Below are 17,963 nucleotides of genomic sequence, written 5' to 3'. Positions count from 1 at the left end.
TTAGGATGATAAAATTACATTTTTTTAAATAGAGCAATCAAATACACCTCAAATTCACCATAAAAGCGAATCATTTGCAAAAAATCTTACTAAATATTTCAATAATCAAAATACCAATTAAAGACATCTGCTCTTAATCCGAAAGTAAACCAAGTTGTACTTTGCTTAAAAGTAACCTCAGTGTCTTTAGTAGGATCGAAACTTCTATAAATCAAACTTCCGAATAATTTCAAATTAGTTGCTGGATTTACCAAATACCCAGCCTGTATATCAGTAATAAAAACTGCTGTTTTATTTCCTTGTCCAACTTTCACACCAGTATTATAAGGCCTTTTACTATCATAGCTTTTATAGATATTCGCCCCATAGTTAAATGAATCCTCTGTTGTATCAAAATCCAAACCTCTCTTACCTGTAGTAATTTTTGCATCTGCAAAATACCTTCCTTTATGATATCGTGCTATTGCAATAAGCTCACTGAAATTACCACCCCACTGATGTCCAACACTTTGATTATTATGCCCATAATTTGTAATAACTGCACTATGCGAATATACATATGGACGCACATGATTATACTCTAACTGCACTAATAAATTTGGAATTTGAAAAGCATTATAATATTTAGCTCCTAACTGATATCCAAATTTATTCTTCCAGCTTTTTTCTCCACTTTTCATATCGCTAACTGAGAATTCATCTAAAAGAAATTGTCCATAGAAATTTATTTGATCATTCCATTTGTATTTTGCCGTTAAACCAAGTAAAGCATTACCACTTTTAGCCGAGGAAGCAAATTCTACTGATCTATAAAAAATAATTGGATTAGCGAAAGCCACATCAAATCCCCTATCGTTACTATTGGTCCAAACTACAGATTCGAAAAAGCCTAAGTTTAGTCTATTTGTAACATTCAAACTTAAATAATGATTCGCCATGAATTTACTGGCATATGTTTTATCAACTGTTGCTTCTTCTCGGATATCTTTAAGAAACATATACGTATTTGTATATTTTATCTTCCAAAAGGTTGTATTCATTTTAAAATACGGATATGGACTTGCCCCATCACTTTCTAATAAAGAACGATATCCGTCTCCTATAAAATTTCTTCCATAGCCCAATTGAAAATTAAAAAACTTACTTGGTGTATAAGTCAAATTTGCTTCGGCTGAAGGAAAATCAAAACCATTTGTTTTAAACTCCTTACCTATTCCAATTCCCGGAACAACCCCAGGATTTCCCCCTGAAGGCTTTATAGATTGCGCATAACTATTATAATAATCTGCAAATCTTCCTTGACTTTCAAAAACAGTTGTAGTAAAATTAAGTTGTTTACCCAATCCTCCTCTAAAATTTAATGCTCGGGTATTTACATAAGTGTGAGAAATATCACTTTTTGTATCTTTACCTAATTGCAAGTCCATTATAGCATTTAATGTAAACCAATACCCTTCTCCCTCGACTTCAACTAAACTTTCATTCCAAAGTTTACGTCCAAACCAAGTTGAAACATTCTTTTTAAGCGATTCATTTACTGCTTTGAGATTATAATACTTAGATACTTCAGCATAAGTATATGGTTTTGAACCTGTATGATTATTACTCCCTACTTTATTCAAGGCGCCATCAAATTGAGCATAATAACTATGAGAAAATGGAATATTTAACTGACTTTCAAACTCAGGATTCGTATACTTTTTATAAACAATGCTATCTAACTCTGTCAATGGTTTAGCTGCAGGTTTAATAATTTTAGCATTAGCGAGGGCCTCTTCCAAAATTTGACCAGTAGATTTTAATGGTATATTAATTACGATTGTATATTTTGAATACGTAGCTCTCCCATTATAAGTAGCAGGCTTGATTTTAGGGAGTGTAGCAAATAAACGCTTGGTTTCCTTAACTAATTCATCATTATTTGCATTAACATAAATTACTTTGAACTCACCATTTTTATCAACTTCAAAAAGCACCTTAACATCTCCAGAATAATTATTCTGTCTTAAAGTTGGTGGAACTTGAAAATTATTAAATACTAGATCCTGAACTTGATCATAAAAACATTTTTCTAAGGCTTTCGCCTTTGAACTTTCACAAGTTGGAAAAATCGGAAACTCCTCCGAAGGAAAATTAGAGTTTACCTTTATACTATTTGTTACCTGAGAAAAACCTAATAGAGAGAATAATGCTATAAAAAAAGTTAAGGATCCTTTATTCATATAGTTTTACGTTGTGAAATTAGTACTCATTTTTCGAAATTTCTCTGTCAGCTATTGCTTTAGCATTTGATGTTCCTATACGTTTTACACCAAGCTTAATCATTTCTACAGCTTCTTCATATGTTCTTACCCCGCCTGCGGCTTTTACAGGCAACGGTGAAGCATTTTCAAGCATCATAAGAATTGACGGAATAGTTGCGCCATTTGGCATGTTGTTTTCTGTTTTATAAAAACCTGTCGACGATTTTACAAAAACAGAAGAATATTCATTCTCTTCAAAATTCTGAATGACTATATTTTTAATGAGTGCTGATAATTGTATAATTTCTTTATCATTGAGTGCAGCAACTTCGATAATCCATTTTACAACTTTATTATTAGTTAGTCCTAATAATGTACACTGCAAAATTTCGTTTTTAACCAAATCAATTTCTCCATTTTTGAATGCCTCATAATTACACACAAAATCCAATTCATTTGCTCCGTCTTGTATTGCTTTACTTGCTTCTGCAAGCTTTTCTTCTAGACTTGATTTTCCTTCAGGAAAATCAATTACAGTACCTATTAAAAGATTCGATTTAGCCTCAGAAATTATTTGTTTAGCTAAACTTACTTTGTCAGGACGAATCATTATTAATTTAAATTGTTCTGCTATTGCTTCTATAATTATATTCTTAACTATTTGTGTGTTTTCGGCTTCGCTCAAATTTGCTTGAGTAGCAGTTTTTAAATATGTTGAGTCTAAGTATTGTCTAATATTCATAGTAATAATAAATTAATTGCATTAAATCTTGATTAACAAAAATACGCTTTATATTGAGACAAGTCTCCAATTAAAAACTACTTTTAATCGTGTTTATACACAACAAAATCTTTATAACGAACAATCAATAAAGCCTAAAAACAAAAAATCCCACTGAAGTGGGATTTTATTTAATTTACTATTTTAGTGACTATTTTATTAAACAGTAGCACTGCTATTATTGCGGATGTTGCTCCTAATGAATTTGCTAAAAAATCCATCATATCTGCACTTCTTGTTAAAGTATATTCACTTTGTAAAATCTCAATTGTAATTCCAAAAAAAGTTGAAAAAACAAAAGCGAGTAATAATGGTCTGAAATCATCTACATTCTTAAATTCTTTTTTAAAATACAAAAACCAAAGAAAATTAAAACCAAAATAAAAACAAAAATGAACTAATTTATCTATGTGAGGAATACTTACAACCGGTATATTACTTGATTCGGTTAAACAGAGAAAAATGATAACTCCTGTCCAGAATAAAGCCAAACATAAAAAAATTATTTTTTTAAGCACCTATTAATTCTTTATAAGCCTCATCAGATAATAAAGAATCTAATTCTGATGTATTTGAAATTTTAATTTTAATCATCCATCCATCTCCGTAAGGATCAGAATTTACTGTTTCTGGAGCACTTTCTAAGTTTTCATTAAAAGCAATAATCTCTCCAGACAAAGGCAAGAACAAATCTGAAACAGTTTTTACAGCTTCAACTGTTCCAAAAACTTCATCTTTATCAAGTGTTTGATCTAAAGTTTCTACTTCAACATAAACGATGTCTCCTAATTCTTTTTGTGCAAAGTGAGTAATTCCTACTGTTGCAACATCACCTTCAATGCTAACCCATTCGTGATCCTTTGTGTACTTTAAATTTGTTGGTATATTCATAATAAATACTTATTGATAATTGATAATTGAATTCTAATAGGGCAAATGTAATAATCTTCTAATCAAATTCTCTTCTGAATCTGAAATTTAATTTCCAAAATTATATCGAATGGTAAACCCTGATCGGATATTCGTTAAAGGATATAAAGTCGAAATAACTGCTTTAGAGAAAGAATGATCGTAATAAAAAATAGCTGTTAAGTTCTTACTAAATGAATAATCTGCCGTGATCTTTACTGACCAAATATTTTGTCCTGCAGCTAGTTGATTGTTATCATAATCTAAGTAACGAACCATTGTTTGGTTATTTCTATACGACAAATCTCCTTTTATATTGATATCACTTTTTATTATTCCTGTAGGACTATCTGCCAATGTCGACGAAAAAATCACATCTTTAATACGATATCCAAGACCTATTATATATTCCATCCCTTTAACTTCTGTCAATAAATTATTATCAAAACTCATTGACAATGCTCTATCTTTTTTAATTTCTGTAAGCACTTTCAAAGAACTTTTTAACTCAAAATCCATCCTGATTAATGGACTAAATTGTTCCACTAAGTTCACATTAGACATGATTGTTGCATTATAAAAATTATCGTTATCTGGGTCTTGTTTCCCTACATTTTGGTCATATTTAAAATTAGAACGATACTGATTAATTGTATAAGATGCTCTATAATTATGTTGTAATGAAAAACGTTTAAAGTTTTCTTTAAAGTATCGGTAACGCATCAACCCATTATACTTTATACTCCAGTTTGGAAGTGGGAAATTCCTAAAAATACCTGTTGGACTACTTGATGCACTACTTCCTGAATAGGCAGCTAAGAATGAAGGAAGTAAAACTGCCTGATTACTTTTTGTATACCCTATAGGATAACCCTCGTTTGACACATAAATATCTCTCTTAGCATAATTAGGATCAGTCGGGAGTACAGGAATCGGATTATTTACGTCTCCATATCTCGGAATCTCAGCTCCAGAACCATAATGACTTTCGGCCAAACGATTTGCAATTTCTAAACGGTTAGATCTAAAATCATCAAATGCAGATGAAGAAATTTCATTGCTAGTAGAAAATGCAGTCTTTATTAAAATTGTCGAAATAGAAAACATTCCATAATTGTATGGCGATCTTGCATGATACTGTCCTGTAGCATCAACATCATATTGCTCTGAAAAATTAGCTGAATAAGAACGATCAAAATTCAAATCAATTTTTAAATCTGGTAATAAATCAATATTGGCCGTAGCTTTTAGCATCTTATTTGTTACCTGTGAAAAGTTCTGATTAAAATCCTGATAATTGGTTAACCATCCGTTTTTAGCTGCCTCGTAACGCACATCATCCTGACTTCCAAAAATAAATCCTAATGATGGTCGAGACGAACCTAAGAATCCAACACTTGGTGTATATCCTGGTAAAACAGTTCCGCTATTAACCGTATAATTAACCTGAATGTTTTTTATACTTGTTACGATCCCCATTAAACCATCTTGAAACATACTATTTTTTGCTAATGCTTGATTTGTATTTACTACTTTTTCTCCTGGCTTTGGCACAGTTGGTTTTACTTTAGTCATTTTGGCCCCTCCTTTTGTAAGTCCCAAATACTTATAAAGCGTATTCATATTCATCGCTGCAGTAAATGTATTCGAATTTGCGTTTTGAACTGTATTTCCTAAATCATACACCCCTCCTTTATCATCTTCAAAAGTTGATAATGCCTCTGATGTGCGTTGCCAAGAATAATCTCCAGTATAAGAATAACTCGCTTTTAAAAATCCTAATACTGGTATTTTATATAACGGAATTTCATAGTTTAAAACCAATTGTTGCATATGCTGATTTGGCGTACCAATATCCCAGTAACTATCCCAAATACTAAAGCTATCGATAGGCTCATTATCAGCATTCAAATAATTTTTAACAATATTATTTGATGATGCTGTATAATTTATCTTTAATGATTTTGTAAGGTTAAAATTAAATCCATACTGGTAGTTAAAAGCAAAATTCCTTCTATACATAGGATCCAATCCAAGACCCTCAACATTCTCAACTTGTCTAAACTCCTGACGGTTGTATTGTCTTATAATATTAGTATTGAACGTGATGTTTGATGGTAAATAATTAAAATTGAAATCACTCAACATTTTCCAATAATCACTTTTCTTAAAATATTTAGTTTTCTTGAATGGCTCAACTGTTTTTGGCTGAAAACTGTATGCATAATTTACAGTTGTACTCGATTGTTTATCTTCATAACTTTTTATCTCATAATCGTGACGCTCTACCTCATTGTACGATTGTGAAAACGTAAAGTTTTCGGGATCGTAAATATGTTGTTTTTGCTCTGGCGCTCTGTCTTTTCTAACTCCTATAAAATTGATACTTCTACGCTTTGTATAATCTATAGCGCGATTTTTTATATTTTCTCTTTCGACTGAATTACTAGTTACATCCAACAATTGTTTTAGCTTAATATCTTCATTAAACGGATCGTACTCTGGCGTAATTGTTTCTTCACCTACTGCATAATTAAAAGGTAGGTTAATTCCCCACTTTGGTGGCAATAATTTCCCTAAATTTAAATTAGTTACAATATTATATTGTTGTATATCTTCTCTGCTTCTTTCATTTGGTCCTTGTTCTAGAGAGCCAAATCCTATAGTGCTTTTTCGACCTGTTGCAGAAACAGTTGCAAAATCAGCAAAATTAGTATCAATATTTAATATTGCTGCCATACCTCCTTTATTATCCATTCCGGCAAGGCGCAACTCATTAAACCACACTTCTCCTTTAACATTTTGGTGCAGCTCGGCATTTTTAACACCTACCATTAAATTCCTAACTAATCCAAAATTAGGATTTCCTTTTATACCCAATCGCATATTATTGTCTCCATCTCCACCTGAATTTAATATATCATCATCTGGATAATAAATTCCGTCTAACGGAAGCGTATTAGGATCAATTTTCATTGCCGCAATTTTCATCTTCGTTAATAGCGACAGGTCTAAATCAATATTATTTTCTGCTGGCCAAACAACTTCAGGGCTTAAAGGGGAACAATCTGAACCTGAACCTGACAAAGAAGTTGGAATTGTTACTTTTAAAGGAATCTCAATTTGGTAAAAATTTTGTGTAAAGTCATTTCCAAAACGGATAAAACCTACCATTTGTCCATCTCTTAATACTATTTCATCTGGCAATGACTCCGCATGCAAAAACATTTTTAATCTGTTGTATTGACGCATATCAACACTTACATTTTTAAATACAGCTCTAGCATCTTTTGGTTGCAATCCACCTCCTGAAACTCGCAATGCTAATGCCTGCTCATTTTGATTGATGATAGTATTATTATTATACAATTGTTCACGTGCTACTCCTGGAGGCGAAACATAGTTCACTGGACATCTAGCACCATTCTCTTCAATATTTACTGCCGCAACATCAAAAGTAGTATTGTCATCATCTACATTAACATCTGTTGGATCTAATGTATTTGTATATCTTCTCCACTCACCTCTTACTAAATCTAATGCTCCAAAACGAACTGTAACATCGCTTTCAAATCCAGTCATAAACATTCTCATGAAACGAATTGATCTAAAATCTGATATAGTACCTATTGTATTTTGAGGCTGTGATACTGGGATTTTAAACTGTATCCATCTGGCTTCAGTAACTGATCCGTTTGCCATTGTTACTTGCGTATTTCTTATATCTGTAACAAAATTTTGCCCTTCTTTCATATTTGGCTTAACATCTATGCTATACTCATAATAGGCATTAATCGTATTCATAGTGTTATCCCTATTGATATCTTCTACATCCGGAAGTGTCGTCGAAGCTCTATTGGCATCATTTATATCTACTGCTGAGTTTCCTTCTAATCCATTATAATTTTTATAACGATCTAGAACGCCTCCCGTGGTATTTAAATAATATCTATAATCATCTGCTGCGGGATCTGCTTCTGAAGCAAAATTATTATAAATAGTTCCTTCTTTAGCATTTGGTAAACCATCTAACCCCACATCTTGATTCGCTCTGTTAGAAGAGTTATTATCAAATGCATAAATTAAAGATTGCGATGCTGGAACATCTCCCCATATAGGTTGTGGCTTTGCTAATATCTGATTTGGCCCTAAACCGTTTTCATATTGTTTTCTACCATCTTTTAAGATGTCTTCAGAAATTTCACCTAAGTTAAAATAAACCTTACCTGTATTACTTTGATCTGTCTTACCTGCACCCACAAATGGGTCTAATACCCAGAATTGGATATACTCGACATTTCCTTGTTCAAAATCTGTTGAACTCAAAGCACGCATTATCCCCCCAAAATTATCTTTTGGATTTAATGCATAATTTAGATCATTATTATATGGCCCTCTTTCTGATGGATAATAGGTTAAATCTAACGTATTCACTACTTGAGATTGTCCTTGTGCTATATCTGTTAATGGATACAACTCTTCACTATAAATTCTACGAGTAGTATTTAATGATAAATCATCATTAGAAATTCCAGAAGGTTTTGATGCATAAAAAATTGGATCAATAGTATACCATGACAGTTTTGCTCTTTTAAAACCGTAACTTAAATCATTATTTTTTGCATTAAAATTATACGTACTTAAGCTATTCTCTTCTGGTGTTGATGCCAAGCTCCACGCATAAGCCGAACGCATGTCGATAGTAGATTGCGACCCTTCGAAGTCATCTACATAAATCGTTGATTCTCCTTCAAAATTATCTGCTTTTGGAGTTCCTGGTTTTAAGAAAGCTACCTCTCCTCTTATCGAAAGATTAGAAGGTACATCAGTATCCATAAATGGCAATTTATTTACCAATCGGGTAAAGAAAGGAACTTCTGTAGAGAAATTTGTATTGAAACCATAAATCATGTTATTTACAGATTCTTGTCCGTAACTTGATTTTTGTGTAAACGGTTTCTCTGTCATTTGCAAGAAAGTACCTCCAACAGTAAAATTTTCAGAAATTTTATGTTGTATATCTACTCCCATAAATCTTCGGGTTTGTTGTCCGAAAATAGAATTATTCTCTAATGAAATTTCAATTGGTGTATTTGATGCTTGGAGTGAAGGATCCAAAATTTGAACTCTTCCTAACTGATAATTTACACTATAATCAATTCCTTCAACCAAAACACGACCTGCGGCAGTAACAACAACTGATCCTTGAGGAACATTAAAAGCTCCAATAGGAATCCCGTCACCTCCAGTAGATTTATATTTACCTCTTAATAAGAATTTATTTTTATCGCTATCTTGTAAAGCCCCCGATTGTGTATTGGAATACATATTACGGAATACATATTTACTCTGATTTGGATTATATGTACTTGTATTACGATAATCTTCACCTGCGTTATTTGATAATTTAGTAAATAGTCGTTCTCCAAAAGGTTCCTTAGTCGTAAATATAATTCTACCATTTTGGGCGTCTATTGTTATTCCTGGTATGAAATCAAAAAAACCATCACCCCCTACTTGAGGATCATTATTATAATTTAATTTATCCAAATCAAATACCTTAAGCAAAGGCGTATCGGTTACTCTCATATCTGGAGTAGGATTTGGAGGAAATGGCGTTGAACTATTTACTGGTGTAATATAATTTATAGGAGATGGATCTGTATATAGTATATTAAATCTAAAATCTTCCTGTTTTATTTGGTATGCCCCAGGAATTTGATAGATGTTTTTCATCATCAAGTTCCAAACTGGATTTTTAACATTAGTCAAGTTACTCTTCAGCATCTTCAATATCAAACTTTGTGTTATGATTGCTTGATTTGAAGGATTATTTCCTGTTACTAATGTAGCGTCTACACCATCGTTTCCAAATTCTCCAACCTGATACACTTGATCTCCCATTGTGTACTCATAAGCTACCGCCAGAACTTCATCATTTGCCAATCGTTGTTGCAACGATACATATCCTAATTGTGCATTAAAAGTATATTCATTAGAATTTAACTTTCTTGCATTTTCTAATTTTGAATAATCCTGCCCTTCATTTACTGTAGTATTAAACCCTGAATTTGAAGTAACAATTTCTCGTATTTTATCATTCAATAAACCTGATCCTACAGAAATTAATTTAGGATCATATTTATTGTTCCCATTGTCTGATGGTGAACCTATTTGTTTAAGAAAAATTCCTGCTGAAGGGTTTAAAACTACAACTTCATTATCTGGAATTCCTGCTAATTGTGCTTCTCCCAAATCCTGCAGTGCAATAATATTTCTTAAATTATTATTGGTTGTACTAACTCGATTTTGTTTATTAGTTACCCAAACCTCTAATCGTGTTATTTGAACACGACTATCGATAAAAGGGTATTTTCTTAATGCTGAATCGTACTTATTTCTAAAATATTGAGATAAGAAAAAGTGTCTGTCATTATCATAGTTTAAGGCGTACAAATCAAAATTCTGAACAGTTCCTCCTCCTTCGGCTACAACACTTTTAGCTTGAGATTTTTGTTCTGAGAAAACACCTGTAATCGTGGTTTTTCCAAATTGTAATTGGGCTTTTACTCCAAATAAACTTTGTGCACCCCTAATTAAAGTACTATTAAGTGGCATACTTACATTACCAACTTCAATTTTCTGAATGATATCGTCTTCGGATGGAGTGTATTCTAACTTTATTAAATTTTGAAAAGCAAATGTAGACTGCGTATCGTAATTAGCATTTACATTTAATCGCGTACCTACTTTTCCTTGTAAACTCATACTAATACGCTGATCAAAATCGAAAGAAAGATTTGACCTATTTCTAGGAGAAAAAGATGGATTGTCTTGTTTGGTATAGCGAGCTCCTAAATCTATTTCAACAGAACCAGTTGGTTTTACATCAATAGTGTTACTTCCAAAAATAGATTCGAAAAGTCCAGACTTAATATAATATCTAGGAAGTAAATCTTTTTTAGCATCTTCGGCCCCATCTTTTTTACCATCAATAGCATCTACTTTTTTCTTAAAATATTCTCTACGAGATTCTTTTAAGATTAATCTTTCATACTCTTCTGGCGTTAAAATAATAGGGTAATTAATCGAAAATCCATCTACTGTATTAGTATAAATGTAACGATCTGTTATAGGGTCATAGGTATATGCCGAAAGAATGCTTTGCGGATCTTTTATTTGTATTTTACCAACAGAATACCCTGTTTTCGTTGTATCTTGAGTCTCTTCTTTTACCTGAGCATTCGATACAAACCCACAAAATAAAACCAGTAAAGAAATACAAATTTTATGCATATATCCTGAATGTTTTTATGTACGTTTTTATAAACTTTTTAAAGCCTTCTTAATTAATGACTCGACAGTTGCCTCAGGATCTTCTTTAATGATTTTCTCAATCACTTTTTCAGATGTTTTTCTAACAAATCCTAAAACTTCTAAAGCAGATAACGCTTCATCTCTGTTTGTATTGTTTTGAAGCATCGAAACTTCATCTAAATCGTACAATTTAACAATTTTTTCTTTCAAATCAAGGATTACTCGTTGGGCTGTTTTGTTCCCAATACCTTTTATTGATTGAATTACACCGACATCTCCGGATGCTATTGCATTAATTATTTGTTTCGGATCTAATGAAGACAGCATTGTTCTGGCAATATTTGCTCCAATTCCTGAAACGGATAGTAACATTCTGAAAATTTCTCTTTCAGATTTCTCTACAAAACCAAATAATGTATGCGCATCTTCTTTGATTTGAAGATGCGTATACAATTTTATAAGATCATTATTTGGAATTAAAGAATAGGTATGCAAGGATATATTTACGTGATACCCAACTCCCCCGCAATCAATAACAACTTCGGTAGGGGTTTTTTCTACCAATTTTCCTTGCAAATGTGTAATCATAATATAATGTTAATAATTGCCAAATATAACAAAATTTGAAGTAAAAATACGACAACTAAAAACAATACTTATTTACATCATGTTATTTTGTTAAATTATTCTTTTTAATCTGCTTTTCTTGAGCATCTATAACTGCAATAGCAGACATATTTACCATCTCTTCTACACTTGCTCCTAATTGGAAAATATGAACTGGCTTGCCCATTCCTAACATTATTGGCCCTATTGAATCTACTTTATTCAACTCTTTCAATAATTTATAAGTAATGTTTGCCGATTCTAAATTAGGAAAAATAAGTGTATTTACTTTTTTTCCAGCTAATTTAGAGAAAGGGAATTTTTCTTGAAGTAATTCTGGATTCAAAGCAAAATCTGCTTGAATTTCTCCATCGATAACTAATTCAGGGTGATTTTTATGCAAATAAGCTACTGCTTCTCTCACTTTTGATGCTCCTGGATTTGTTGAAGATCCGAAATTAGAATATGAAACCATTGCGATTACTGGTTCTACACCAAACATTTTTGCAGTTTTTGCAGTCATAACAGCAATTTTAGCCAAATCATCTGCTGATGGATTGATATTAATTGCAGTATCTGATAAGAACATTGGTCCTCTGCTTGTCATCATCATATTTGCAGTTGCAACAAGTGAAGCTCCTGGCGCTTTTTCTATAATTTGCAACATTGGTTTTACAACCGACGGATAACTTCTTGAGTGTCCTGTTACTAATGCATCCGCTTCTCCTTCATTAACCATCATTGCAGCAAAATAGTTTCTTTCGCGCATTAATTTCTGAGCATCTAGTAAAGATATCCCACGTCTCTCTCTTGTTGACCAATAAGATGCTGCAAATTGATTTCTTCTTTCTTCTTGATCTTTTGTTTTTGGATCAATAATTTCTACATCTGCATCAAAACCAAGTTCTTCTTTAAGCTCTAGAATGATTTCTTTATTTCCTAATAATATAGGAAAACCGATGCCTTCTTCGTGTACAATTTGAGCAGCTTTTAATACATTTAAATGGTCTGCTTCTGCAAAAACGATTCTTTTTGGATCCATTTTTGCTCTATTTGTAATCAAACGAACCATTTTATTATCATTCCCTAAACGCGCCAAAAGTTCTTCTTCATATTTTTCCCAATCTGTTATTGGGTTTAAAGCTACTCCTGACTCCATTGCTGCTTTGGCTACTGCTGGTGCAACTATAGTAATTAATCTTGGATCAAATGGTTTCGGGATTATATACTCTCTTCCAAATCCTAATTTGGTTGCTCCATAAGCAACATTTACTTGCTCTGGAACTGATTCTTTTGCCAATGAAGCTAGTGCTCTAACGGCTGCCATTTTCATTGCTTCGTTAATTTTAGTAGCTCTTACATCCAAAGCTCCTCTAAAAATATAAGGAAACCCTAATACATTATTTACTTGATTAGGATAATCTGAACGACCCGTAGCCATAATAACATCCTTACGAGTTGCAACAGCTAGGTTATAATCAATTTCTGGATTAGGATTTGCCATTGCAAAAACAATAGGATTTTCAGCCATTCCTAACAACATATCTGCTGTCATAATATCTCCTGACGATAATCCAAGGAAAATATCTGCTCCTTTTAAAGCTTCTTCTAAACCAATTGGCTCTATATCTTTAGCATACTTTAATTGTAAAGCAGACAATGAAGGGTTGTTTTTTGTTAAAAGCCCTTTACTGTTGTACATTAAAATATTCTCTATTTTTACTCCTAATAGAACATATAAATCAGCACAAGCCAAAGCTGCTGATCCCGCTCCTGAAACTACCATTTTTACATCTTCGGCTTTTTTATCAGCCAACTCTAACGCGTTTATTAAAGCTGCAGAAGATATAATTGCAGTTCCGTGCTGATCATCATGCATTACAGGAATATTAAGTTCTTCAACCAATCTTCTTTCTATTTCGAAAGATTCTGGTGCCTTAATATCTTCTAGATTAATTCCTCCAAATGTTGGAGCAATATTCTTTACTGTCTGAATGAATTCTTCAATATCTTTTGTTCCAATCTCAATGTCGAAAACATCGATATCTGAAAATATTTTAAATAACAATCCTTTCCCCTCCATTACTGGTTTTGATGCTTCAGGACCTATATCTCCTAAACCTAAAACCGCGGTTCCATTTGTTATTACAGCAACAAGATTTCCTTTTGCAGTGTATTTATATACTTCGTTTACATCTCTTGCAATTTCTAAACATGGTTCAGCAACACCTGGTGAATATGCCAAAGACAAATCTCTTTGAGTTGCATATTTTTTGGTTGGAACTACTTGAATTTTACCTGGAGTAGGCTTTGAATGATACAACAACGCCTCGCTTCTTTTACTATCTTTATTCATCGTTTTTAGATTTTATTCTAGCTTACAAAGATATAAGACTTGGTTTAAAAAGGAAGCTTTTTACTGTTCTTTTATTTAATAATGATATTTGATCATAACCAACAAAAAAATAACCCGAAATTAATCGGGTTATTTTTTTGTTACATTTAGTTTGTTTTTTTACTGTGATATATAAGAATTTAGATGATTAATGGTGTCTTTTTGTATTTCTATTATTGATTTCACAACGTCACTTATAGATATAATTCCGACCACAACACCATTATCTACTACTGGTAGATGTCTAATTCTTTTACTACTCATTAATTCCATACACGAATCTAAACTATCGGATAGGCTTATTGTAATGACATTACTTTCCATAATTTCATGAACAAAAGTCTCTTTCGAAGATTTGTCTTTCAACACAATTTTTCGTGCATAATCTCTCTCCGATAATATCCCTTTTAACTCTGTTCCATCTATAACTAAGATGGCACCAATGTTTTTCTCACCCATTACTTTCAATGCTTCGTAAACGGTGGTCGATGAAAGTACTGAATAAACTTCTTTTCCTTTCGTGCTTAGTATTTGATTTACAGTCATATCTGATAATTTTAAGAACTATAAATTTAAAGAAAAACAACTTACAAATAACATTAATTTTAAATTTGACTCAAAAATCCATTCAATTTATCATAAAAACCAGCAAAACAAAGCGTTTATCTTATTTTTATATCACATTTGTTAAATATTTCTTTATTGAAAATGGATTAATCTAAAACAAATAATACCTTTTCTTGATTAAGAAAAGGTATTATTTATAAATGTGGTATTCAATTAGATGTACTACAATATTATTCCATTGAAACGATAATAAATTCGCTTCGTCTGTTTAACTGATGTTCAGCTTCTGTACATGGAACTCCATCTGAACAGTGATTTACTAACTGACTCTCTCCATATCCTTTACCTGTTACACGATTCTGAGCAATACCGTTTTTGACTAGCCATTGTATAGTAGATTTTGCCCTTCTGTCTGATAAAGCAATATTATATTTTGCTGTTTGTCGGCTATCTGTATGTGAACGAACATCAATTTTCATCTTTGGATATTGCTTCATTACTGCTAAGATTTTCTCTAATTCAAAAGCTGCATCTTTACGAATAAATGATTTATCTAGATCAAAATAAATAATTGGAATATCAAGTGTTTTAGCTAGATCTGTTCCTACTCCTATCGGCTTAATTCGTTTCTCTAAAGGAAGCATTAAACTAGTTACTCCTGTTTCATTTTTGATTGTAACTGAAAGTTCTTTGGTTTCATAATCTTGTTTGCTCGCTCTTACATGATAGGTTTTACCACAATCAATATTAAATTTATAACTACCATCTGTTGCAGTTATAACTTCTCCAATAGTTTTAAATTGTTCGTCTAACAATAGTACTTTAGAATTTTCTATTATCTTATTAGTTTCTAAATCGACAACTGTACCTTTTAATAATTGTTCGCAAAGTATTTTTTTGATTTCAGTAAATCGGTAGATATCATCGTTTCCAATTCCTCCTTCTCTATTAGACGAGAAAAATCCATTTCTTTTTTCGCTGTTAATTATGAATGCAAAGTCGTCTTGTTGGCTATTTATTGGTGCTCCTAGATTTTGAACAGCTGAGAAGGTTCCGTCACTATTTATTTTAGACACAAACACATCAAGTCCTCCCAAGCCTGGACGTCCATCGCTAGCAAAATACAATTCGTTGTCTGAGGATACAAACGGAAAAGTTTCTCTTCCTTCTGTATTAATTGCTGCTCCTAAATTTTGTGGTTTACCAAAACTTCCGTCAGGATTAATAACTACACTATATAAATCAGATTGACCAAGGGTTCCTGGCATATCTGATGCAAAATATAATGTTTTTTCATCTTTACTTAATGCTGGATGTGCTGTACTATATTGATTACTATTGAATGGTAATTCTGTTACATTTGTCCATTTACCATTAGTAAAATCAGCTTTATAGAGTTTTAAAAGCGTAATCTTTTGTTCATCTCTCCCTCTTTTACCATCTAGAAAATTGTTTCTTGTAAAGTACATTGTTTTTCCATCTTTTGTAAAAACTGGTGTAGATTCATTGAATTTAGAATTTATTTTCTTTTCAAATCGTTCTGGTTTTCCAACTGTTCCATCTGCTTTTAATTCTGCCGAATAAAGGTTTGTAAAGGTTTTATTAGTCCATTTAAATGTATTTCTAACTACACCTCCAGTATCTCTTGCCGATGCAAATACGATTTTATTATCATAATAAGCACTTCCGTAATCTGTTTGTGTTGAATTAATTCCAGCATCAGCTATTTCAAAGCGTCCTGAATTAGCTTTTATTTGTTCGAGATAGTTCTTGTTTTTTTCAAACAATATCCCTCTTTTATCTGTATCCGTTTTTTTATTGAAAGCTTCTAAAATTTTATCTGCTTTAGCATAATCTCCCGTAGCTTTTAAAGTTTGCGCATAACGATAGTAATATTCTGGTTCCTGCTCTTCATTCATGGCAAAGAGCGCATCATACCATTTCGCTGCTTTTATTAGCTCGCCATTAAAATAGTAGGCGTTCCCTAATTTTTGGAACATTTTCTCGTCTTTATATCCTTTTTCTGCTACTCTTTCATAAGTTGCAATTGCATCGACATATGCATATTGAGCATAGTCTTTATCTGCTTTCTTCTCTACTCCAGCTTGTGCATTTGCTCTTAATGCAATCAGAACTAAAAAAATAGTATAAATTGTATATTTAATTTTCATCTTTAGGAGATTTAGAAGAATCTTGGTGAAGTTATTCGGCTGTAATTATTAAAGAATTCAAATCGTAAGAATATCTCGTGAGATCCTGAATTATAATTATTCAATCTAGTCGTTTCACGGTCATATGCGTATCCTATATATAATCCATCGCTAACCTGAAATCCTACCATAGCACTCAATGCAGCACTCCATCTATAGGCTGCTCCTACAACAAATTTATCATTAAACATAAAGTTTGCAGAAAGGTCTACTTGTAATGGAGATCCTTCGACCATTTTCGTAAGTATCGCCGGTTTAAACTTGATGTAAGGATCTAAATCGAATACGTACCCAGCTATTAAATAGTAATTTATTTTATCTTTAAAAATTGCTACTTCTTTATCCTTTTCACTATATCGGTTCGTTTCGATAAAGTTTGGCACTGATAATCCTATATATGCTTTATCAGAATGCCAATATACACCAGCTCCCACATTGGGTGTGAATTTACTATTTAAGTTTTGAAATTGTGGGTCGCCTTGAATTTCTGGATTTAATTTATTGATATCTAAATTGAATAAATTAGCGGTTGCTTTTATCCCAAAAGACAGCTTAAAAGTTTCAGAAGTTGGTACTGTATAAGATAAATCAGCCGATAGAGTATTCTCGTTTGTTGGGCCTATTTTATCATTTACAAGCGAAACTCCTAATCCTAAATTACTGTTATTTAGTGGCGTATTTAATGAAAAACTACTCGTTTCAGGTGCTCCATCTAGTCCAACCCATTGTGTACGATAAAGTCCGAAGATACTCATTGCGCCTCTTGAACCTGCATAAGCTGGATTTATATTGATGGTATTGTACATATATTGCGTGAACTGTGCATCTTGTTGCGCATATCCCACAGCTGAAAAAAACATAAAAACTAAAACTAATTTTCTCATTTACTTTTTTTTAAAAGAATGGCTTAGCTCTGTAGAGCTAAGCCATTTCTA

The 17,963-nt window shown here is 32.2% G+C and carries 10 protein-coding genes; all 10 read right to left on the bottom strand.

The genetic code is table 11. The features are described 5' to 3' along the window. Positions 1-98: 98 nt before the first annotated feature. Positions 99-2,222: an energy transducer TonB gene (locus EAG11_RS20595; protein ID WP_129540833.1), complete on the bottom strand. Its 2,124-nt coding sequence runs from the start codon at positions 2,220-2,222 to the stop codon at positions 99-101. Between the two features lie 19 nt (positions 2,223-2,241). Next, a complete protein-coding gene (gene deoC, locus EAG11_RS20590; RefSeq protein ID WP_129540832.1) occupies positions 2,242-2,985 on the bottom strand; it encodes a deoxyribose-phosphate aldolase in 744 nt (247 codons plus the stop codon). A gap of 170 nt (positions 2,986-3,155) precedes the next feature. Further along, on the bottom strand, positions 3,156-3,515 hold the full coding sequence (locus EAG11_RS20585) for a VanZ family protein (RefSeq protein ID WP_230604257.1): 360 nt from the start codon (positions 3,513-3,515) through the stop codon (positions 3,156-3,158). Positions 3,516-3,534: 19 nt separating this feature from the next. Beyond that, positions 3,535-3,915 (bottom strand): glycine cleavage system protein GcvH, encoded by a 381-nt coding sequence (gene gcvH / locus EAG11_RS20580; RefSeq protein ID WP_129540831.1) that lies wholly within the window; start codon positions 3,913-3,915, stop codon positions 3,535-3,537. An 87-nt stretch (positions 3,916-4,002) separates the two neighbouring features. Then, positions 4,003-11,229 carry a cell surface protein SprA gene (gene sprA, locus EAG11_RS20575; RefSeq protein ID WP_129540830.1) on the bottom strand — a complete coding sequence of 2,409 codons (7,227 nt, stop codon included), beginning with the start codon at positions 11,227-11,229 and terminating at the stop codon, positions 4,003-4,005. 27 nt (positions 11,230-11,256) lie between these two features. Further along, on the bottom strand, positions 11,257-11,838 hold the full coding sequence (gene ruvA, locus EAG11_RS20570) for a Holliday junction branch migration protein RuvA (RefSeq protein WP_129540829.1): 582 nt from the start codon (positions 11,836-11,838) through the stop codon (positions 11,257-11,259). Between the two features lie 82 nt (positions 11,839-11,920). Continuing rightward, entirely contained in the window at positions 11,921-14,212 is a 2,292-nt protein-coding gene (locus tag EAG11_RS20565) for an NADP-dependent malic enzyme (protein ID WP_129540828.1), read from the bottom strand. A gap of 159 nt (positions 14,213-14,371) precedes the next feature. Beyond that, entirely contained in the window at positions 14,372-14,797 is a 426-nt protein-coding gene (locus EAG11_RS20560; protein ID WP_129540827.1) for a CBS domain-containing protein, read from the bottom strand. Between the two features lie 251 nt (positions 14,798-15,048). Continuing rightward, positions 15,049-16,989: an OmpA family protein gene (locus EAG11_RS20555; protein ID WP_129540826.1), complete on the bottom strand. Its 1,941-nt coding sequence runs from the start codon at positions 16,987-16,989 to the stop codon at positions 15,049-15,051. 11 nt (positions 16,990-17,000) lie between these two features. Beyond that, the gene (locus EAG11_RS20550) at positions 17,001-17,912 is read right to left on the bottom strand and encodes a type IX secretion system membrane protein PorP/SprF (RefSeq protein WP_129540825.1); all 912 of its coding nucleotides are present in this window, start codon (positions 17,910-17,912) and stop codon (positions 17,001-17,003) included. Between the last annotated feature and the right edge of the window lie 51 nt (positions 17,913-17,963).

The organism is Flavobacterium sp. 140616W15 (assembly GCF_003668995.1).
Lineage (GTDB): Bacteria > Bacteroidota > Bacteroidia > Flavobacteriales > Flavobacteriaceae > Flavobacterium.
The sequence above is the reverse complement of the archived record's forward strand: the minus strand, read 5'-3'. Positions and strand labels throughout refer to the sequence as shown.